Below are 20,695 nucleotides of genomic sequence, written 5' to 3'. Positions count from 1 at the left end.
GGGACGCTCCCACGAACGGTTGCTCCGCCAGTGCAGTAGAAGTCGAAAGTGCCGCCATTGCCGAGGTAGCTCAGCCCCCATAGCCATAGCCGGCAACGCGCTGCGTAGTGCCGCCCGACAGCGTATCGCTGTCCAGCAGATCAAGCGTCGGAGCACCCGGTCTCAGCTCGATCCTATCGGCAAAGCGGACTGTGGGGCCGATCCCGCCGTAGAAGGTCGGGCGGTCGGGTAGGCGACCGTCCGGCGTCGTCGGCGGCTTGGCGCGTCCGAGTTGGCCATTAGCGGAGAGCGTGATGTTCAGCGTGCGTCGGCGCTCCCGGAAGACATTGATCGGCCGGTATGCCACCGACACCAATGCGCCAGCGTCGTCGCGCACGAACAGGTCAGGCAGCGCCGCCTGCGCAGCTGGCGTGAGCGCAAAGATGGTCTGAATTCCGTCGTGTATGTCGGTTGTCTCGTAAGTGGCGCCGATCCGCAGTTCGCTCTTGGCAAAGGGTTTCACCGTCGCGCCGATCGAACGCGATCGACGACGCTCGGCGGACAACGCGGGGTTGCCGCCTACTAATAACGTGACCAGAGTCGAACGGCCGGTCCCGAAATCGAACAGCGGAACCTGGGGTGCAGAGATCTGCGGGGCGGCGAGCTGGTCGAGCGTCGGCGCGGTGGCCGAGCGCTTGATCTGTGCCAATAGCTGAAGACCCGCGAACGGCGCCCAGTTCGCGCCCAGCGTTGAATCCGACAAATCGCCGAAACCGCCGACGTGGCGGACGGTGGCAGAGACATTGGCCGACAGTTCGCCGACCCATGGCAATACGTCCTCGCGCCGCGACGTGATTGGCAGGTCGAGCGCGACCGCCCCTCGACCCGTCCGCGATCGAAGGCGATCGCGGACGGGTTGGCACCGCGCGTCCTGCTGTCCGTGCCGATCTGCTCGCCTTCGAACGTGGCCGTCAGCGTGACGCGACCGGCCGGCAGGCGCAGCGGACGGTTGGTCGCGACGAATTTCGTGCCGGCACCATAACTGGACTGCACCGTACGATCGACCAGCCGATTGGCCAGCAATGCGGGATCGAGCGGTCGAAACGGGTCGCCACCCGCGGCGATCGCCGCAGTGACCGCTGTGGTGTCGATCGCCTTGGCGACGATGCCTTCCTTGCGCTGCGTGTCGAGCGTGCCGGTCCAGTCCCATTGCCACCCCCGCCACGCGCCGCGCACCACGCTGCCCGCATGCAGGGTAGTGGCATCGGTGCGCTGGCTGAGCGGCGGTGCCTCGACGAGGTAGCGTTGGAGCAGCACGTCCCGGCCGAACGGCGAAAACGGATTGCCGCGGGGAATGAACAAGGTCGCGCTTGCCGGGCCGAACACGGTACGTTCGCGACTGTGATCCCCCGTCAGCGTCAACGAGCCCGACAGCCTGCGCCCGATCCGGTTGGCGATCACCGCCTCGCCGTGGAGAGTGTCGTTGGACGGTGCCAGCGTATGGAACGGCGACAGGTCGAACAGCCGCGGCCGATTGGCGTCCGCCACGAAACTGCCGAGGCTGACCGAGCCAACCGGTAGAGGTGTGTTCGGCACCGGGACGATCGTCACGAACTGTCCGGCCAAGCCTGACAACACCGGATCGATCTCGCCACCCGCCAGCGTCCCTGTGATATTCCCGCGTGCATCGAACGGCACGTCCGGATCGGGCAAGACGCGCCGCCGCGTCTGCAACAGCGCATCGGTATGTCGCGCGTCCAGCGACAGCGTGAGACGGCCGTCGCCCCGCAGACGCGTGTAATCGACATGCGCGGTCGCATTGTCGGCACCGCCCCGTGTCGACGTCCCGGCGGCCTGCTTCAAGGATAGCTGGCGAAACCGGCGCTTGGTAATGAAGTTCACGATCCGCCGGGTCGGCGGATAGCCGTATTGAAGCGCGACTGGCTCCGGAAACACCTCGACCTTCTCGATCGCTTCCGGCGGCAGGTTGCCGATCTCCTGGTATCCCGACACGCGTTGCGCATTGAGCAAGAAGACCGGCTCCTGCCCGTCGCCTGATTGCGTCACGCCGCGGATCGTCCGCAGCAGCTCGTCGATCGAGGTCGCCCCGGTGGCGCTTATCGCCCCCGCGTCGAGTGTCGCCAGCGGCTGGATCGCCGTGTCCACCTGCCCTCGCCTGCCGACCACCACGATATCAGGGCGGGAATTCGACGCGTTGGGCTGGTCTCGCGATACGTCGGGATCGCCTTTAACCGGTACGTCCGACGGCATTCCAGACTGGGATATACCTGCCGCCGACCAGGACAACAGGCATGCTGCGAAGGTAATGCGAGGCGCCCATCGAGTATCCTGACGCATACTCTTGGGCGACTGCATGGGTTTGCTACCTTTTGCGGGCTAACAGGATCAACAGTGTCGAACGAACCGAGTATGGCTAGTCTTGACGATGCGAGCTCGCGGTGTCCCGGTCCAGCCGCCAATGCCATCGCATCAGCATCAGGACCACGACGTGCTGGGCCACGAAACCCAGGATAGGCAAGACCATGCGGGTTTCGTCGAAACCGAGCAGCCCGACGAACACCAGCAGCGTCAGTGTCGCCGCCACCGTCAACCGTTCGACCGCTGCAACGCAGACCCAATTGCGATCGAGTATTGCCCACGCGATGAGAACGCTGGTGCCCGCCAGCAGGAATACGACCATCGACAGCGACGACGCGGCGGCTCGATTGCCGTCGTTGAGAAGCGTCGTCGGCGCACCGTCTATGGCCAGAATACCGACGACATTGTCCTGCGCGAAATCGAGATATGGAAAGCCGACGATCGCGCCGACGGCCAGTACCGACGCCAGTGGCAGAATCAGGCCGACCGCGAGCGCATAACTCGCCAAGGCAAAGCGTCCGTCCGGGTCGGCCAATCGCATGCGCCACGCTCCCAGCAGGCAACCGAACGCAAAGAACAACGGCCTGCCGTCGTCGATCGAGGCCTCGAATTCGCCCTGCATCGCAAGTCCCCATTCGTGATTACGCTCGCCCAGACCGGCGATCGCAAGTGCCATCACGCACCGGGAGAGCATTGCGATCATATCCGGACCATTCTCGCGGAGGATACGGATTCACTCTCGGCAACGCTTCGCGCGAGTGAAATACCGGCGGCCGTCAGGCGGTAAGCATGACGCGGAGGCCGCCCCGCCTGCACCGGTTCGCGCCATTCCGCGGCCAACAACCCTTGCTCCGTCATGCGCATGAGCAACGGGTAGAGCGTACCGGACGAGACACCGGTATCCTTCATGAGCTCATACCCGTGCCGCCAGTGTCCGGGACGGTCGGACATCGTCGCCAACAGCGCCAGCATCTGTTTCGAGGGTCGACGATCACGGGTCACGCTCCTATCCAACATATGTAGACTTAGCAGTCAAGTCGCTCGGCGGATGCGGCGAGCGAACCTCGGTTGCCATCGGATTCGTCGGATTAATCCATTCGATACATTCCGCGGTAGCGCAGGGCGGAGCGCAATCCTAAAGGTCGATCCAATACGGAACGATCGCGACCGGTTCTGAAACACGGGCGTTACAGGGGAGTTGGCATTGGCGGTAATCGACAGGCGCGCGGCGTTGCTCGCGGGGGTGGCTCTCGTGGCTGGCTGCTCGAATGCGGCGCATCTCGCGAGCGGAGGGCTTGGTAGCGCACGGCCGGCTTCGTCGTTCGTCACTGTCGTGGGCCACGGCTTCGAACGCAACGGCAGGCCGTATCGCTATGCCGGTGCGAACATCTGGTACGGCGCATGGCTTGGCGCGGATACCGCCTATGGCAACCGAACGCGTCTCGGGCGCGAGCTCGACCGGCTGAAGGCGCTCGGCGTGCGCAACCTGCGCATCCTCGGCTCGGCCGAACTGTCGCCGCTGAAGAACTCGATCACGCCCGGCTTCCGCGACAAGACCGCGACTTACAACGAGGATCTGCTCAAGGGCCTCGACTGGACGCTCGCCGAGATGGCGAAGCGCGACATGACCGGCGTCATCTACCTTACCAACTTCTGGGAATGGTCGGGCGGGATGATGACGTATCTGTCGTGGGTCAACGGCGGCAAGTTCATCAACATGAACGACCCCGCGCACCCGTGGCCCGCGTTCGCCGACTGGAACGCCGCGTTCTACACCAACGGCCAAGCGCAGGCGATGTACCGCGACTATATCCGCGCCGTCGTCTCGCGCACCAACAGCGTGACGGGTGTGGCCTATGCCGCCGATCCGACGATCATGGCATGGCAGCTGGCGAACGAACCGCGTCCCGCCGGCGGGGCTGCGGTCGCCGTCCCCAACCTGCCCGCCTTCTATCGGTGGATCGACGAGACCGCGCGCTACATCAAGACGCTCGATCCGAACCATCTCGTCTCGACCGGCTCCGAAGGGCTGAAGGGCTCGATCGAGCGCGAGGACGTCGTGCTCGCCGCACACCGCTCGACGTCGATCGACTATCTGACCACCCACATTTGGCCGAACAACTGGACCTGGATGGACGCAGGCGATCTCGCCGGCACCTACGACGCGGGTGCAGCCAAGGTCGCCGACTATATCGACGCGCATATCCGGCTCGCCACGACGCTCGGCAAGCCGCTGGTGATCGAGGAGTTCGGCTACCCACGCGACGGCAAGACCGCGTATGACCCGACCATCACGACGGTTTACAAGGACCGCTTCTACCGCCAGATCTACGCCGCGATCGAAACCAACGCGAAGGCCGGCGGACCGCTCGCAGGCTCGAACTTCTGGGCGTGGAACGGCGAAGCGCGCACGCCACATGCCGATCACCGGTTCCAGCGCGGCGACCTCGGCTACATGGGCGATCCGCCGCACGAACCGCAGGGCTGGTACGGCGTGTTCGACAGCGACACCACGACGCAAGCGGTGATCCGCGCCCACGCATCGGCGATGACGGCACTGTGATGCTCAGCCGACGCGAAACGCTGGGGATGACGGCCGCGCTGGGCCTGCTGCACGGCGTGCCGGCCTTGGCGGCGGTCCCGAACCATACGCTCAGCAACTCGAGCGCGTCCCCGGCCGCACAAAAACTCTACACCTATCTGTGGAGCCAGTACGGCAGGAAGACGCTGACCGGCCAGCAGGAACAGGGTTCCGCGCAGCCGAACCCAAACGGCGAACTCGACTATCTCCGGCGCGTGACCGGCAAGCTGCCCGCGATCCTCGGCCTCGACTATATCGACCCGCGCGACAACGACGCGGTGAACGACCGGGCAACCGCCTGGGCGCGGTCCGGCGGTATCGTCACGCTGTGCTGGCACTGGGGCGCCCCCGACATCGGCACCGGCTACGAGAACTCAAAGAAGGATTTCAACGTCGCCGCCGCGCTAAAGCCAGGCACGCCGCAGAACGTCGCGATGATGCGCGACATAACCGAGGTGGCGCGCCTGTTGAAGGTCCTGCAAGACCGCGGCGTCGCGGTGTTGTGGCGCCCTTTCCACGAATTCAGTGGCGATTGGTTCTGGTGGGGCAAGCACGGCCCCGACGCGTTCAAGGCGTTGTGGGCGCTGATGTACGACCAGTTCACGCGCGTCCACGGCCTCAACAACCTGATCTGGGTACTCGGCTGGGCCGGACAGAACGTCGACTCCGCCTGGTATCCCGGCCGTGCGACGGTCGACGTCGTCGGCGCGGACATCTACGCGAACGACCACGGCAATCTCGGGCCCATGTTCGCGCAGGTGAAGGCGATCGTCGGCGACACGCTGCCGATCTGCCTGCACGAGAACGGTCCGGTCCCCGATCCGGCGCTCCTCGGCCCGAACGCCGACTGGCTCTGGTTCATGACGTGGCACACCCGATGGCTCACCGGCGCCGACCAGAACACGCCCGACCAGTTGCGCCGCGACTTCGCGTCGAAGCGCTACGTGACCAAGGATGAACTCCCGGCATCGTTAAAGGTGGAGGCATGAAGACGATCCTGGGGCTGGTCGCCGCGACATTGCTGTCGACGTCGGCCATCGCCGCTCCACCGACGGTAACTCCGACGACCAGGAAAGCCGGCGCCGTGCTCCCCTCCACATCGGCGGTCGCGTCGCCCGGACCGCGGAAGGCTATACGCGCCAGTGGCCGGGCACGTATTTCGAGGCGGCGTTCCGCGGCACGAGCGCACTTCTGAAAATCGGCGCGGGCGACGTGATCCTTCGCGTTTCCGTCGATGGAGCCCCCGTCGCCAAACTCGTCAAGCCGAAGTCTGGTCTCTACCGCGTCGCGGGTCTCACGAACGGCCGCCATACCATTCGGGTCGACGTCGCCAGCGAAAGCCAGGGTGCACCGACCGCATTCGGTGGCTTCTACGCCGGTGCCGAAACAGGCATCCTGCCCGCCCCCTCCCGCACGCGCCAGATCGAGTTCATCGGCGATTCCCACACCGTCGGCTACGGCAACATCTCGACCAAGCGCGACTGCACGCAGGACGAAGTCTGGGCGACAACCGACGCTTCGCAGGCCATGCCTGCGCTGACCGCGCGCCGCTACGGCGCGGATTATCAGGTCAACGCGATCTCCGGCCGCGGCATCGTCCGCAATTACGACGGCATGACGGCCGATACCGTGCCCGTGGCCTATCCCTTCACGCTGTTCGACAAGGCCACGCGCTACGCCGACCCGGCGTGGCGCCCCCGCCTGTTCGTCATCGCGCTCGGCACCAACGACTTCACCACGCCGCTCCACCCCGGCGAACCGTGGAAGACGCGCGATGCGCTGCATGCCGATTACGAGCAGCACTATGTCGATTTCGTCACACGTCTGCGCGCACAAAATCCGCACGCGCATGTACTCCTGTGGGCAACCGACATGGCCGACGGCGAGATCGCATCCGAAGTCGGCAAGGTCGCTGCACGCCTCAAGGCCGAGGGTCAGCGAGACGTCGCTTTCGTGCCCGTCACCGGACTTGCCTTCACCGGCTGCCACGCGCACCCTTCGACCGCTGACGATGCCCAGATCAGGACTGCGTTATCGACCTATATCGACGCGCATCCAGAGATCTGGACGAACAAATAGCCAAATGATTTGCATATTGTTGCCGGCACCCGGTAGCAGAGGGCAAAGGTACGGATCACGATCGCGTACCGACCGGGGAGAGTATGATGTCTGCGAGTTTTTCGACCCTTACGATCGCGCTTCTGCTGCAATCGGCGGCGGCGCCCATAGCGGCACCGACCGCGCCGCTTTCGCCCGTCGCGCATCCCGAGATCTGGCCGACCGCCAACGCCCGACCCTCGCGCGATCCCAAGGTCGAGGCACGGATCGACGCGATCATGAAACGCATGTCCATGGAGGACAAGATCGGCCAGCTGATCCAGGTCGATATCGCCAGTATCGAGCCTTCCGACCTGCGCACCTACAAGCTCGGCTCGATCCTCAACGGCGGCAATGCCGGCCCGCACGGCAACGATCTCGCACCGCCGGTCGAATGGCTGAAGCTCGCGGACGACTTCTATGATGCGTCGATGGCGCGCAGCGACGGGCGTCCCGCGATCCCGGTGATCTGGGGCACCGACGCGGTTCACGGCAACAACAACATCCCCGGCGCGACGCTCTTCCACACAATATCGGGCTCGGCGCAGCGCGTGATCGCGACCTGATGCGCGAGATCGGCCACGTGACCGCGATCGAGACCGCCGCTGCCGGTATCGACTGGACCTTCGCGCCCACGCTCGCCGTCGTCCGCGACGATCGCTGGGGGCGGACGTACGAGAGCTATTCCGAAGAGCCGACGATCCAAGCCGATTACGCCGGCGCGGTGATCGAAGGCGTCCAGGGCAAGGTCGGTACCAAGGAGTTCCTCGCCCCCGACCGCGTGATTGCGACGACGAAGCATTTTCTAGGCGACGGTGGTACCGGCGGGCGTGACCAAGGCGATGCCCTCATCCCCGAGACCGTGCTGCGCGACATTCACCTCGGCGGCTACCCCGCCGCGATCGAGGCGGGCACGCAGTCGGTGATGGCCAGCTTCTCGAGCTGGAACGGCGCCAAGATGCACGGCAACAAGAGCCTGCTGACCGGCGTGCTCAAGGATCGGCTCCACTTCGACGGCTTCGTGGTCGGCGACTGGAACGGCCACGGCCAAGTCGATGGCTGCTCGAACGAGAGTTGCGCCGCCGCGATCAACGCCGGCCTCGACATGTTCATGTATTCGGGCAGCGGGTGGAAGACGCTCTATGCCAACACGCTGAAACAGGCGCAGTCGGGCGAGATCCCCGCCGCACGGCTCGACGACGCGGTCCGCCGCATCCTCCGCGTGAAGATCCGCGCCGGCACGTTCGATCGCGGGCGTCCGTCGTCGCGTGCGCTCGCCGGCAAGATGAACCTGATCGGTGCCGCCGACCACCGTGCGATCGCGCGCCGGGCGGCGGCTGAATCGATGGTGCTGCTCAAGAACGAGGGCCTTTGCTGCCGCTGAAGCCCTCCGCCAACATTCTCGTCGCGGGCGGGGGTGCGGACAACATTCCGCAGCAGGCCGGCGGCTGGTCGCTGACGTGGCAGGGCGGCGGTACCACCAACGCGAACTTCCCCAACGCCGAGACGATCTGGTCGGGGATCAGCACCGCGGTCAAGGACGCCGGCGGCACCGCGGCGCTGTCGGCGGACGGCAGCTTCGCCAAGAAGCCCGATGCGGCGATCGTCGTGTTCGGCGAACAGCCCTATGCCGAGTTCAAGGGCGATCGCCCGAACCTCGAATATAGCCCCGAAGACAAGTCCGACCTCGAACTGTTGCGCAAGTTGAAGGCCGCGGGTGTCCCCGTCGTTGCGGTATTCCTGTCGGGACGTCCGCTGTGGGTGAATGCCGAACTCAACGCGTCCGATGCGTTCGTCGCGGCGTTCCTGCCGGGCAGCGAAGGCGGCGGCGTGGCGGACGTGCTGTTCCGCAAGAAGGACGGCAGCGTCGCCAACGACTTCCGCGGCAAATTGAGCTTCTCCTGGCCCAAGCGCCCCGACCAATATGTCCTTAATCGCTCCGACGCCGGCTACGACCCGCTGTTCGCGTTCGGCTACGGGCTCAGCTACGCCAAGCCGGGCACTGTCCCCAAGCTCGATGAAACCCGCCCCGCTGGCATGGCCGCGTCATCGAACGGCACGATCTTCGGCAAGGGCCGGGTTCCCGAGGGCTGGTCGTTGACCTTGGTCGAGCAGGATCAGTCAAAGGTTCGCTTGCTTGGCGTCAACGCGACCACCGCGAGCAAACGCCTCACCGCTTCCGCCGTCGATCGCCGCCGTCAGGAAGACGCGCGCGCGTTCGTCTGGACCGGTGGTCCCGCGGACGCCCGGGTCGAGGCGTCCGGTCCGCTCGATCTGACACGCGAGAGCAATGGTGAACTGAGCCTCGTCGTCGATGTCCGCGTCGACCGCGCCGGCAGCGCACCCGTCGGGCTCGGCATGGTCAGCAACGATGGGAAGGTAGTCACCGTCCCGATCACGAAGGCGCTCGCGGCGGGCAAGCCCGGCGACTGGCAGCAGGTCATTGTCCCGCTGCAATGCTTCGCCAAGCGCGGCATCGACATGGCGCACGTCACTGCGCCGTTCGTGATCGCGACCGACGGCAAACTCGGCCTGTCGATCTCTGACGTGAAGATCGACTCCGCACCCGTGCCGATGACGAAGTGCGGCGATTGAGCCGGCTCCTTCTGGGTGCGGCGGCCGTCCTGCTGACGACCGCCGCCACGCAAGCGCCGCCTGCGCCGATCAGGATCGACCAGGCCGGGTTCGAGACGCGCGGTCCCAAGATTGCCGTCCTGCCATCCACGCAGGGCAAGCCGCTCGCGTGGACGCTCACCGATGCGAGCGGCAAGACGGCCGCGTCGGGACACACGATACCGGTAGGCGCCGACGCAGCTTCGGGCGAAAGCGTCCACCGGATCGACTTCGGCAACTTCAGGACGCCCGGCACCGGCTATCGCCTGCACGTCGGCGCGACCGCCAGCCACCCCTTCGCGATCGCCGACCGCCCGTTCGCGCCTGTCGTAACCGCCGCGATGGCGTTCTTCTACCAACAGCGCAGCGGCGTGCCGATCCTGCCCGCGTTCGTCGAGCGCAAGGACCTTGCCCGCCCCGCCGGTCATGCCCCCGACATCGCCACCTGCTTTGCAGGCCGCGACCAGAAGGGCGTCAAATGGCCCGGTTGCAGCTACAGGATCGACGCGACCGGCGGCTGGTACGATGCGGGCGACCACGGCAAATACGTCGTCAACGGCGGCATCTCGACCTGGACGTTGCTCGACCTCTACGAACGCTTGCCCGCGTTGGGTGACGCAAACGCGTTCGCCGATGGCCGCCTCGCGCTGCCCGAACGCGGCAACGGCAAGGACGACCTGCTCGACGAAGCGCGCGTCGAGGTCGCGTTCCTGCTCTCGATGCAGATAGCCGACGGCACGAAGCTGGCCGTCGCGCCCGACGCCGGCGTCGCGGGCAAGACCATCACCCGGTTCGAGACGATCGACGCGAGCGGCCTGGTCCATACCAAGATCGCCGACGAGAACTGGACCGGGCTTCCGACAGCGCCTGCCGAAGACCGCCAGACCCGCTTTCTGTACCCGCCCTCGACCGCGGCAACGCTGAACATGGTCGGCGTCGCGGCGCAGTGCGCACGGATCTGGCAAACGATCGATCCAGCCTTCGCCACCAAATGCCTCGCCGCAGCCCGCCGCGGCTGGGCCGCAGCGCTCCGCCATCCGAACCTCCTCACCAGCTCCGACTTCACCGGCAGCGGCGGCTACGGCGACCCGGATGTCCGCGACGAGTTCACCTTCGCTGCCGCGCAACTCTACGCCACCACTCGCGAACCCACGTTCCTCGATCGCCTTCGCAAGGACCGGATCTTTACCTACCCTGGCACGGATATCGGCTGGGGCTCGCTAAGGCTGGCAGGCGCGCTGACGCTGGCGACGGCCACCGGCGACCTCCCGGCCGATGATCGCGCGAGACTCTGCAGCCGGATCACCGCGCTCGCAGACGGCTTCGTCGCCGAAGGCAAGCGCAGCGGCTACGGCATACCCTTTGGCGGCACCAACTACCCGTGGGGCTCGAGCAGCTCGATCCTCAACCGCGCGATCGTGCTGGGCGTCGCGTGGCAGATTGACCGCAAGCCAGCCTACCGCGATGCGGTCGTGGCGAGCCTCGACTATATCCTCGGCCGCAATCCGCTCGACCGGTCCTACGTCACCGGCATCGGCACGCGCCCGGTGCAGCACCCGCACCACCGCTTCTGGGCCACCGCAGCGGACAAGCGCTATCCGCCCCCTACCGGCGTGCTGTCGGGCGGCCCCAACTCGGCGGCGGCGAACGAACCCGGTCCGATGAAAGGATGCGCGCCACAAACCTGCTGGATCGACGATTACCGTGCGTTCACCGTCAACGAGGTCGCAATCAACTGGAACGCCCCGCTCGTCTGGACCGGCGCGTTTCTCGATGCGACCCGGGGCCGCTAGAATCGCTCCGATCCTTCCCCGCCGGCGAAAGGGTCGTTGAATTGAGCTAAAGCCGTTCCAGCGTCCGCGCAAGATAAGCGCGGATCACGTCAGTCCGTTCCTGCGATGGGCTCCCCAGCACGCCGCGTACCGCCTCGGGCAGATGTGCGGCCGCGTTCTGGGCGTTGTCGCCGAACACATAGTGATCGAACCAACCGCGCACCGCCTCGCGCTCGCCCGCGGGCAAGTCGCGGATCGCCAGAATGCCATGGATCAGCGCAGGAAACGGCGACGGCGCGCCTGGCTGTCCCCACCAATAATTGACCAGCACGTTGAACCGTCCGAGCGCCTTAACGTCATGCCACCACATCGACGGAATAAAGATCGCATCGCCGGGCTCAAGCACAGTCATTTGCATGTGCGGGCGCGCTTCGGCAAAGCGGGGTAACGCTGCAGGTCAGGCGATTCGAGATCGACCAGGCTAACCGGCTGGCCAGCAAGCGTCACGTCGAGCGGGCCGACATACAGGTTCGGCCCCTGCTCGGGGGAAATAGACAGAACCGCCGACTGCCCGCCACCACAACCGCGACGTTGCTCGATACGTCGTAATGTGTCGAAACGCGGCTCTCGTTGCCGATCCAGACGCGCGGCACTGCATTGGGCGTCGGCAGCGGCAGGACGTTCGCTTCCGCCCAGCCAGGGAGGAACTCTCCCGCTGCGGCGGCGCCGGCGTAGATGGCGGGCGCGCCCGGTACGTCCTGTAGCGCGATCAGTTGCTCGACCAGTGTAGGGATCGGTGCCTTGGCGCGCTCGAAGTTGAAGCCGCTAAGGTCGTCGTTGTAGAAGAACCGCCCCCGCACCTGGTCCTGCGCGACCATAACGTCCGCCGAGCGTCCACCATCGAACTTGATAATATGATCGCCAATTGCGCGATTGGAAATTCGTGCCGCACGCACCGCCGGCCAGTCCGCTGCCAAACCGCGCATCACGACGGGGTGATAGCTATGCGCGATCTCGACTTCGAACCGCGCCGCGTCGACCGAGCCCGTTTCGGCCACCGGAAGGCCAGTGATTTCACTCATCGTATGCGTGTAATCCCTGGCCTTGTATCCCGCTACCTCAGAAGGTCATGCGTGCCGACAACGTGTACGAGCGATCGTTCTTGAAGAAGCTGCGTGGCGCTTCAAGCCCCGCGCCGTTCAGCAGGAAGGTAGTCTTGGTCGTGGTGTCGAGCAGGTTCGCCGCTGTCACGCCCAGCTTGAAGTGCTCGTTCACCGTCACGAACGCCGATGCGTCGAGCTGTCCGGTCGGCAACGCGTAGACCGGCAGGAACGGGAAGCAGCAATCGCGGTTAGTCAGTAGGAACTTTGAGCGCCAGCTATACGCGACACGGGCATAGAACGGACCCTTGTCGTAGAAGCCGGCGAGGTTGACGGTGTGCTTCGACAGGCCCTGGAGCGGAAGATTGTCGTACAGGCCAGCGACGTCCTGCGGCGGACGGCTGCCATCCGCGGCGCCATTGGCGGGCACCGGGTTGGGGATCTTGCCTGCCTTCACGTACGTATAGTTCGCCTGCATGCCAAGGCCGCTAAGAGCACCCGGCAAGAAGTCGAACGTCTGTTGGTACGCGATTTCCGCGCCCTTAATCCGCGACTTGCCCTTCACGTTGGCGGGGCCGTTGACCTGCACGTCGAACGTCTGCCCGTTGTTCGTCAGAGTGCGCGTATAGCCGAAATTGTCGACGATGATGTTCGACAGCGTCTTGTGGAACAGCGTTGCGGTCAGCGAGCCGACCTTGGAGAAGTACCACTCGCTGGTCAGATCGAATTGCAACGCCTCGACTGGGCGAAGGAACGGGTTCCGCGATTGCGCGGCGAACTGGAAGTTGCCGGTCGTGTTGCCGCCGGAAGCGCCGACGCCGACATAGTTGCGGAGATCGCCGAAATTAGGGCGGGAGATTGCCTTCGATCCAGCCGCACGGAACAGAAGCGTCGGCGTGACCTGAAGCTTCACGTTCGCGCTCGGCAACCAGAAGTTGAACTTCTGCTTGGCGATGTCCGGTGTGGAGGCACCGTTTGAATACGCCACGATCGCCGCCTGTTGTGCGGGGGACACCGTACAGATCGCAGGCACGGTGCCTTGACCGTTCGGCTGATCGAACGCGCGCTGACAGAAACCACCGAGCGTTGCCGAATAGGGTACGCCGGCCGCATTATTGCCGAGGTTAGTGGGATCGAAGATCGTATTTTGCTGCGCGAAAGTAATTGCGCCGTTCGAGTCGTCCTTCGTGCGAACGAAACGCACGCCGACGTTACCGGTCAAGCTCATCCCGTTGCCGAAATCCTCGACGCCGAAATCGGCACGGGCGTAGGCTGCAAACGTACGCTCGCGATTGCGATAGACCTCGCTCGGTCGGTACGCACCGTCAACCGTCACGCCCGTTCGATCCTCGGCTGGCTGATAACTGCCGCCGCCGAGCGCGGTGAGCTTACGCAATAGATCGGTGAATGCGTCATGATCGCCAAGTACCGCGTCGGAGACGAACGACGTGCTCGGTGGCGTGTTCGTGCCACCGCGAAAGAAATTGGTGAAGTTGTAAAGTTGGCCCTGGCTAGAATCGAGCGCCGTGTAGCTTACCGGCCCCGCCGCGGCCCAGGTCTCCGACACGTTGCCCCAGTTGTTGTAGTCGACCGCCTTTACAGTTTGTTTGCGGTCGCTGTAACGACCGCCAACCCTGACGTTGCGCAGGAACGCATCGTCGCTGACGTCGAACTGCGCGTCGCCGCGGAACGCCCATTCGTCGCCCTTATTATCCTGGCGTCCGTTGAAGGCGTCGCGGAAATAGACCGAGTTCGGGTTGGCGAAATAGCTGGCGGTATCGAAGCCTGGCGTAATCGAGGTGATCTGCGGAATATTGCCCCGCAGGTCGATTGACGTCTGACTGAAGGTGGCGGTGTCGAGAATATCGTCACGCACCTTGACCTTAGACGTCACATACTGGCCGTCGAAATTCAGATGAAGGCGATCGACCGGCTCGAACTTGATGTTTAGCGACTGATCCTGGGTCGTCGACTTCGAGAAGAAGTGACGGTTCGACTGGGTCGTGAAGATGCCGTTGGGCGAGAACTGCGTCAGCGGGCAATAGGTTGTCAGCACACCATTAGCATCTCTGCCGCACCCGGCGGGATTGTTGCCGAATACCTGCCCGGTGCGCTTTCCGAGCGTGCCGCTGGTAAACACGCCGTCATCGTCATAGGTGAAATCAGTGCCGCCGACCGGGAAGACCGTGTTGACGTCATTATAATAGACGTTCGGCTCGACGGTGTGCTCGATCCAGTCTTCGGTCGATTCGGCGCGCAGGAACTGGCCGGTGATCAGCAGACTGCGCGAGGCATTCTCATACTGCGCAGACCCCGAATAGGCGATACGCTTGCGATCGAAGTCCTGCGTACGCGATCCCCCGCCGAGTGGCGCGTAGACGACGTTGCGGCCGGCAGGCAGCGGGAAGGTGTCGAACAGCGTCGACTGGTACGGCGTACCAGCGTTGAGCACGCGGCCCTCGCCGGCATCCTGAACGCCGTTGCCGTTCGTGTCGTCATTGTAGCGCGGCAGCATCGACGAGACGAAGACCGAGTCGGAACGGCTATAGAGCTTCTGATAGGTGCCGCTGGCGAGAATGCCGAAGCGTCCGGCGCTGCCGAGATCGAACTGCTTCGAAACGAGCCCGACGGCCTGCGGCGCGCTGCGCTTTTCAAGATCAGGATAATTAATCCCGCCCGACAAAAAGATCAGGTCCTTCGTCGAATCGAACGGCTTGCGCGTGTTGATGTTGACCGTGCCGGCGATGCCACCCTCGATCAGATCGGACGTAAGGTTCTTGAAAACCTCGATCGACCCGACGACTTCGGCTGGAATGTCGTTGAAGCCGATCTCGCGCCCGCCACCCGCGGCGAACGCATCACGGCCGTTGAACTCGCCGCGTACATAGTTCAGCCCTCGGATGACGACGCCCGACCCCTGCGCGGAATAATGCTGTGAGTCGTTCGGTGCGGCGAAACGGCTGATCGACACGCCAGGAACGCGCTGCAACGCTTCGTTGACCGAGCGATCGGGGAGCGCGCCGATGTCTTCCGCGGTGATCGCGTCGACGACCGTGTCGGAGTTACGTTTGATGTTCTGCGCGTTCGCCAGGCTCTGGCGGATGCCGGTGACAACGATCTCTTCGCGCTCGGGATCGGGGGTCGGGTTGCCGGCATCCTGCGCGGCGCCCGAGGTGCCGGTGGTGTTGCTAGCCGAACCAGGCGCCGTGCCCGCGGTCGCTGCATCGAGGCTGGTCGCGCCCGACGTCGTGCTCGCGACGCCAGAGCCGGCGGGTGCCGGCACCGTCTGGGCATCGGTCGATGCAGCGTCAGCGACCTGCGCGGACGACGGTTGTGCAATGAACGCGATAGCGAGCGCCGATACGCTCGCCCCAAACAGGCGCGATGAAACACCAGCCATGATTACCCCTTCAACATCCACAAGCCTGGCTGTCGCCGCTTATGAAGCAGGCGTTCTCACCGGACTTTCCCCATCAAGCCGAACGACAATCGCACGCTTGGTCAGCGTGATAAGCAGCTATGTTCGCCCAGACAAGTCGAATAAGACAAATCAATTGACAGATAATGCCGGACTTAATCCAACTGTGACTTTCATGTTACATTCTCGGAGCGGTCCTAAATGACAGAAGAGGATGATGTACGATATGAGGCCTACGCATGTTGTGATCGTCGGCGGCGGGACGGCCGGCTGGATGACGGCAGCGGCAGTGACCCGGCTGTTGCCAAACGTCTGTACCGTTCAGCTGATCGAGTCGACGGAGATCGGCATCGTTGGTGTAGGCGAAGCGACGTTGCCTCATATCCGCGCCTTTGTCGAACGGCTGGGGCTCGACGAGGCCGACTTCATGCGAGCCACGCATGCGACCTTCAAGCTCGGCATCGACTTTCGCGATTTCGGCGCGATCGGCGACAGCTATATCCATCCCTTTGGTACGTTTGGTCGGCCGCTCGACGATGTCGGGTTCCATCATTATTGGCTCCGGCTCGCAGCCGAGGGGCGAGCCGGCCCGATCGGCGACTATTCGGTCGCGGTCGCCGCTGCCAGGCGCCATCGCTTCGCCATTCCGGACGGCGCACCCGACGATCTGGCCGCGAGCTTCGGCTATGCCTATCAGTTCGATGCGACGTTGTTCGGCCCCTATCTTCGCCGCTTTGCCGAAGCGCACGGCGCGCGCCGGACCGAAGCGCGGATCGTCGGGGTCGAGCAGGATGCCATTAGTGGCGATGTCCGTACGCTACGCCTAGATCTGGGCGAGACCGTCGAGGGCGACCTGTTCGTCGACTGCTCGGGGTTCCGCAGTTTGTTGCTCGGCGACGCGATGGCCGAGCCTTGGGAAGACTGGTCGAGATGGCTGCCATGCGACCGCGCGGTCGCGATGCCGTGCACGTCGCCGGACGGACCCATCGAACCCTATACGCGGGCGACGGCGAAATCAGCCGGGTGGCAATGGCGCATCCTGTTGCAGCACCGCGTCGGCAACGGCTATGTCTATTCCAGCGCGCACATAACGGATCAGGCTGCCGCCGAGGCGCTCGTCGCGTCGGTCGAGGGCACGCCGCTCGCCGACCCGCGTTTCCTCAAGTTTCGTGCCGGTCGCCGCCGCAACAGCTGGGTCGGCAACGTCGTTGCGATCGGCCTCGCATCGGGATTCCTAGAACCGCTCGAATCGACCAGCATCTACCTCGCGCAGATGGCGATCACCCAACTGATCGAGCTGTTCCCGCAGCGCGCCGGGTCGGAGGGTATATCCGCCACCGATCGGGCCGAGTTTAACCGGATGGTCGACATGGAGTATGACCGGATCCGCGATTTCCTGATCCTGCATTATCACGCCACAACCCGCGACGATTCTGAATTCTGGAACCACGTCCGGACGATGGACGTGCCCACGACGCTCGCCGACAAGATGGAGCTGTTCCGCCGTGCTGGCCGCGTAACTCAGTATAGCGAGGGCCTGTTCCTCGAACCGAGCTGGATCGCGGTGTATCTCGGTCAGGGGATCATCCCGCAGGCGTGGGACCAGCGCGCGGATCGACCGGGCCTCAACGGTCTTGATCGCGCGCTCGCCAGCTTGCGCGACACTGTCGCCTCGACCGCCAACACAATGCCCGACCATGCCGCCTTTATCGCGCGTCGCAACGCAACGATCGCCGCGTGACCAGCCGCGCGCCGATAGCCAGCATCGCCGTACTTGGTGCAGGAATCGTCGGTCTGTCCGCAGCGGTCGCGTTCGCGCGTGCGCTGCCCGGGCTGACGGTGACGCTGATCGAGACGCCCGACGATCCCATAGCGCTGGTCGATCGCCTGCCCGGCACGTTGTCCTCGATCACCGAGTTTCACGACCGGATCGGCCTGCGCGAACGCGACCTGCTTGCGGCGGGCGCGACGCATCGGATCGGCACGCGGCTGTCGGACTGGACCGCTGACGGAGCGCCGTTCGTGCTCGCGCATGGCGAACGCAGTGGTACGATTGCGCCCGGCGCGTTTCACCAACACTGGCTGAACGCACGCCGCGCCGGCAAGATCGCTGGGTTCGATGCCTTCTCGGTGCCGGCCGTGCTCGCGTCTGCGGACAAGTTCGTCCATCCGTCCGACGATACGAACTCACCGATCTCGGGTTTCGACTACGCATTGCGGCTAGATCCGCGCCGCTATCGCGATCTGTTGCATACACTTTCCCGGCATATCGGCATCCTCTCTGTTTCCGGTGCCCTTGCCAGCGTCGAGCGCTCCCCGGATGGGCGCGTCGCGTCGCTGATGCTGACGGACGGGCGGCGCATCTCGGCCGATCTGTATCTCGACTGTTCGGGCCCCGCCGCGCCGTTGCGCTCGACATTGGATGCGCAGTGGGACGATTGGCAGACGTGGCTGCCGGTTGACCGCCTGCTGCTTGGAACGGCTACCGCCCAGGCACCGACGCCGACCGACGAACTGATCGCGGTGCCGGCAGGGTGGCGGTTTACGAGCGTACTCCGTGACCGGACATTGACCGGCCTGTCCTTCGCCGCTGATCAGACGTCGGATTCAAGTGCACGCCGCATCCTGCCCGCAGGCAAGACGATCATTCCCATCGCGCCGGGTGTCCGCGCCCAACCGTGGAAGCACAACGTCCTTGCGTTGGGCGATGCCGCGGTCGTGCTCGATCCCTTGGCAAACGCCAATCTGCACCTCGCCCACGCCGCCATCCTGCGCGCGATCGACCTGCTCCCGGGTCGTGACTGCGCATTGACCGAACTTGCTGAATATAACGCCCAAAGTGTTCGCCAGGCCGAGCGGGTTCGCGACTACCAGGCCGCGCATTATCTACCGACCGGGCGCACGCGCGGCGCGTTCTGGAAGAGGGCATCCCGCCTGCCCCGGCCCGACAGCCTCACCCATACACTTGAGCAATTCGCGCACCGCGGGCGGCTGCCATTCTATGAGGATGAGAGCTTTGACAAGGACGACTGGCACGGGCTGCTGCTCGGGCTTGGCATGATGCCGCACATTGCCGACCCGATCGCCTCGGCCACCGCCCCCGGCACGATCGCCGCCACGCTGAAGCGGCTTGCCGAGGCAACCGCGGCCCTGCCAGCGCGCCTGCCCCCTACCCCGCCTATCTCGCGCAACTGGAGCGTGGCCAATGACCGTTCCGAACCTTGGCCCGATACGGAAGGTCGTCATCGTTGGCGGGGGCACAGCTGGCTGGATGGCCGCTGCTGCGGCTGCCCGCTATCTCGACGATGGCCAGCGCCAGATCGTCCTGATTGAGTCCGACGCGATCGGCACGGTCGGCGTCGGCGAGGCGACGATCCCGCCGATCCTCGGCTTCAACGCGCTGCTTGGGATCGACGAACGCGACTTCCTCCGCGCGACCGGCGCCACCTTCAAGCTTGGCATCGAGTTCGTCGGCTGGGACACCGGCGACGATTGCTACATGCATGCATTCGGCGGGCATGGCCGCGACATCCAGGGGCTCGCTTTCCACCAGCTCTGGCTGAAACTGCGCGATCGTCCCGGTATTGGCGCACTCGACGCGTACGCCCCCTCCGCAGTCGCCGCCTACCTGCACAAGTTCGGCCAGCCCAGCGGCCAGCAGCCGCTCGCCTACGCTTATCATTTCGACGCCGGCCTATACGCCGCATTCCTTCGTCGCCATGCCGAGGCCGGTGGCGTCACTAGGATTGAAGGGCGGATCATTGGCGCCGATCGCGATCCCGACACCGGTCACGTCCGCGCGGTCCGGCTCGATGATGGTCGTTCGGTCGATGGTGACCTGTTCATCGACTGCTCGGGGTTTCGCAGCCTGCTGCTTGGCGAGACGATGAGCGTGCCGTTCGAGGACTGGTCGCACTGGCTCCCTTGCGACCGGGCGGTCGCGGTCCCGACTGAACCGAGCGCACCGCTGCTGCCCTACACGCGAGCGACGGCGCGTTCGGCCGGCTGGCAATGGCGGATTCCGCTCCAGCATCGCACTGGCAATGGCCATGTCTATTCCAGCGGGCATATCTCGGATGACGAGGCGAGCGCGCTGCTGCTCGCCAATCTCGATTCCAAGCCGACAGCCGATCCGCGACAACTTCGCTTCAAGGCGGGGCGGCGTACAAAAATGTGGGAGGGCAACGTCGTCGCGCTCGGCCTTGCCGGCGGGTTCCTTGAACCGCTCGAATCGACCAGCATCCACCTGATCCAGACGGGGATCTCGAAGCTGTTCGCGCTGTTTCCCGACCGCAGTTTCTCCGATGTTGAACGCGACGAATACAACCGGCTGATGGGCGACGCCTACACCTCGGTTCGCGACTTCATCATCCTGCATTACCATGCCACCCGTCGCGACGATTCCGCGTTCTGGCGGCGTGTCCGGACGATGCCGATCCCCGACAGCCTGACGCGCAAGCTCGCGCTGTTCCGTGAAAAGGGCCGCATCTTCCGCTACGATGACGAGCTGTTCGGCATTCCGAGCTGGGTGCAGGTGTTGCTTGGGCAGCACGTCACCCCGGTCGGCTATGATCCGATCGTGGATGCGTTGGATGCCGATCGGGTTGCCGACGCGCTGCGCGAGATGCGCGCCGCGACGTTGCGTACCGCGAAAGCCCTGCCGGACCATGCGGAATTCGTCGCCCGGCACGCGCCGTTCGATCGCCACCAGGAATTTGCCAAATAATTTGGCTTTTTCCCCGGGCGTGCTTTTTGC

Annotated in this window: 15 protein-coding genes and 1 pseudogene; 9 read left to right on the top strand and 7 right to left on the bottom strand. The window is 64.8% G+C overall.

The features are described from left to right. Nucleotides 1-70: 70 nt before the first annotated feature. The 4 genes from AC0IX7_RS00245 to AC0IX7_RS00230 all read right to left on the bottom strand — a co-directional run bounded on the left by AC0IX7_RS00245 (nucleotide 71) and on the right by AC0IX7_RS00230 (nucleotide 3,309). Nucleotides 71-502, bottom strand: coding sequence for a hypothetical protein (locus AC0IX7_RS00245; protein WP_471809990.1), 432 nt, complete (start codon nucleotides 500-502; stop codon nucleotides 71-73). Nucleotides 503-561: 59 nt separating this feature from the next. Continuing rightward, nucleotides 562-2,145 (bottom strand): TonB-dependent receptor, encoded by a 1,584-nt coding sequence (locus AC0IX7_RS00240; RefSeq protein WP_471809989.1) that lies wholly within the window; start codon nucleotides 2,143-2,145, stop codon nucleotides 562-564. Between the two features lie 268 nt (nucleotides 2,146-2,413). Then, on the bottom strand, nucleotides 2,414-3,061 hold the full coding sequence (locus AC0IX7_RS00235) for a hypothetical protein (protein WP_471809988.1): 648 nt from the start codon (nucleotides 3,059-3,061) through the stop codon (nucleotides 2,414-2,416). Next, nucleotides 3,058-3,309, bottom strand: coding sequence for a PadR family transcriptional regulator (locus AC0IX7_RS00230; RefSeq protein WP_471813676.1), 252 nt, complete (start codon nucleotides 3,307-3,309; stop codon nucleotides 3,058-3,060). The genes AC0IX7_RS00235 and AC0IX7_RS00230 overlap by 4 nt, the downstream gene beginning before the upstream one ends. 253 nt (nucleotides 3,310-3,562) lie before the next feature. Between AC0IX7_RS00230 and AC0IX7_RS00225 the strand changes: the two genes are divergently transcribed. From AC0IX7_RS00225 to AC0IX7_RS00200, 6 genes and pseudogenes are all read left to right on the top strand, one after another. Beyond that, nucleotides 3,563-4,921, top strand: coding sequence for a glycoside hydrolase 5 family protein (locus tag AC0IX7_RS00225; RefSeq protein WP_471809987.1), 1,359 nt, complete (start codon nucleotides 3,563-3,565; stop codon nucleotides 4,919-4,921). Beyond that, on the top strand, nucleotides 4,921-5,928 hold the full coding sequence (locus AC0IX7_RS00220) for a glycosyl hydrolase (RefSeq protein WP_471809986.1): 1,008 nt from the start codon (nucleotides 4,921-4,923) through the stop codon (nucleotides 5,926-5,928). The genes AC0IX7_RS00225 and AC0IX7_RS00220 overlap by 1 nt, the downstream gene beginning before the upstream one ends. Continuing rightward, complete coding sequence (locus AC0IX7_RS00215) at nucleotides 5,925-6,134, top strand: hypothetical protein (protein WP_471809985.1); 210 nt, start codon at nucleotides 5,925-5,927, stop codon at nucleotides 6,132-6,134. The genes AC0IX7_RS00220 and AC0IX7_RS00215 overlap by 4 nt, the downstream gene beginning before the upstream one ends. Next, nucleotides 6,038-7,018, top strand: coding sequence for an SGNH/GDSL hydrolase family protein (locus AC0IX7_RS00210; RefSeq protein WP_471813674.1), 981 nt, complete (start codon nucleotides 6,038-6,040; stop codon nucleotides 7,016-7,018). Before AC0IX7_RS00215 ends, AC0IX7_RS00210 begins: the two co-directional genes overlap by 97 nt. An 86-nt stretch (nucleotides 7,019-7,104) precedes the next feature. Further along, nucleotides 7,105-9,631 (top strand): annotated as a pseudogene (locus AC0IX7_RS00205) (glycoside hydrolase family 3 protein). After that, entirely contained in the window at nucleotides 9,628-11,442 is a 1,815-nt protein-coding gene (locus tag AC0IX7_RS00200) for a glycoside hydrolase family 9 protein (protein ID WP_471809984.1), read from the top strand. The pseudogene AC0IX7_RS00205 and the gene AC0IX7_RS00200 overlap by 4 nt, the downstream one beginning before the upstream one ends. A gap of 46 nt (nucleotides 11,443-11,488) precedes the next feature. On the opposite strand, the gene AC0IX7_RS00195 is transcribed toward AC0IX7_RS00200, so the two are convergent. The 3 genes from AC0IX7_RS00195 to AC0IX7_RS00185 all read right to left on the bottom strand — a co-directional run bounded on the left by AC0IX7_RS00195 (nucleotide 11,489) and on the right by AC0IX7_RS00185 (nucleotide 15,921). Then, nucleotides 11,489-11,833 (bottom strand): cupin-like domain-containing protein, encoded by a 345-nt coding sequence (locus tag AC0IX7_RS00195; protein ID WP_471809983.1) that lies wholly within the window; start codon nucleotides 11,831-11,833, stop codon nucleotides 11,489-11,491. 91 nt (nucleotides 11,834-11,924) lie between these two features. Next, a complete protein-coding gene (locus tag AC0IX7_RS00190; RefSeq protein WP_471809982.1) occupies nucleotides 11,925-12,503 on the bottom strand; it encodes a cupin-like domain-containing protein in 579 nt (192 codons plus the stop codon). A gap of 37 nt (nucleotides 12,504-12,540) precedes the next feature. Then, nucleotides 12,541-15,921: a TonB-dependent receptor gene (locus AC0IX7_RS00185; protein ID WP_471809981.1), complete on the bottom strand. Its 3,381-nt coding sequence runs from the start codon at nucleotides 15,919-15,921 to the stop codon at nucleotides 12,541-12,543. Nucleotides 15,922-16,165: 244 nt separating this feature from the next. Between AC0IX7_RS00185 and AC0IX7_RS00180 the strand changes: the two genes are divergently transcribed. Genes AC0IX7_RS00180 through AC0IX7_RS00170 form a run of 3 tightly spaced genes read left to right on the top strand, consistent with a single transcriptional unit; the run spans nucleotide 16,166 to nucleotide 20,665 of the window. Further along, entirely contained in the window at nucleotides 16,166-17,680 is a 1,515-nt protein-coding gene (locus tag AC0IX7_RS00180; protein ID WP_471809980.1) for a tryptophan halogenase family protein, read from the top strand. Next, nucleotides 17,677-19,272 carry a tryptophan 7-halogenase gene (locus AC0IX7_RS00175; RefSeq protein WP_471809979.1) on the top strand — a complete coding sequence of 532 codons (1,596 nt, stop codon included), beginning with the start codon at nucleotides 17,677-17,679 and terminating at the stop codon, nucleotides 19,270-19,272. Before AC0IX7_RS00180 ends, AC0IX7_RS00175 begins: the two co-directional genes overlap by 4 nt. Beyond that, nucleotides 19,211-20,665, top strand: a complete 1,455-nt coding sequence (locus AC0IX7_RS00170) for a tryptophan halogenase family protein (protein WP_471809978.1) — start codon at nucleotides 19,211-19,213, stop codon at nucleotides 20,663-20,665. The genes AC0IX7_RS00175 and AC0IX7_RS00170 overlap by 62 nt, the downstream gene beginning before the upstream one ends. Nucleotides 20,666-20,695 lie beyond the last annotated feature (30 nt).

This window comes from Sphingomonas sp. AC411 (assembly GCF_979253035.1).
Note: the sequence above shows the minus strand (reverse complement) of the source record. Positions and strands in the feature narration are given on the sequence as shown.

Excerpts from the sequence above, each read along its gene's own strand:
- AC0IX7_RS00235 (WP_471809988.1), bottom strand. The coding sequence starts at position 3,061 with ATGATCGCAATGCTCTCCCGGTGCGTGATGGCACTTGCGATCGCCGGT.
- AC0IX7_RS00230 (WP_471813676.1), bottom strand. The coding sequence starts at position 3,309 with ATGTCCGACCGTCCCGGACACTGGCGGCACGGGTATGAGCTCATGAAG.
- AC0IX7_RS00190 (WP_471809982.1), bottom strand. The coding sequence starts at position 12,503 with ATGAGTGAAATCACTGGCCTTCCGGTGGCCGAAACGGGCTCGGTCGAC.
- AC0IX7_RS00180 (WP_471809980.1), top strand. The coding sequence starts at position 16,166 with ATGAGGCCTACGCATGTTGTGATCGTCGGCGGCGGGACGGCCGGCTGG.
- AC0IX7_RS00215 (WP_471809985.1), top strand. The coding sequence starts at position 5,925 with ATGAAGACGATCCTGGGGCTGGTCGCCGCGACATTGCTGTCGACGTCG.
- AC0IX7_RS00185 (WP_471809981.1), bottom strand. The coding sequence starts at position 15,921 with ATGGCTGGTGTTTCATCGCGCCTGTTTGGGGCGAGCGTATCGGCGCTC.
- AC0IX7_RS00195 (WP_471809983.1), bottom strand. The coding sequence starts at position 11,833 with ATGACTGTGCTTGAGCCCGGCGATGCGATCTTTATTCCGTCGATGTGG.
- AC0IX7_RS00170 (WP_471809978.1), top strand. The coding sequence starts at position 19,211 with ATGGCCGCTGCTGCGGCTGCCCGCTATCTCGACGATGGCCAGCGCCAG.
- AC0IX7_RS00220 (WP_471809986.1), top strand. The coding sequence starts at position 4,921 with ATGCTCAGCCGACGCGAAACGCTGGGGATGACGGCCGCGCTGGGCCTG.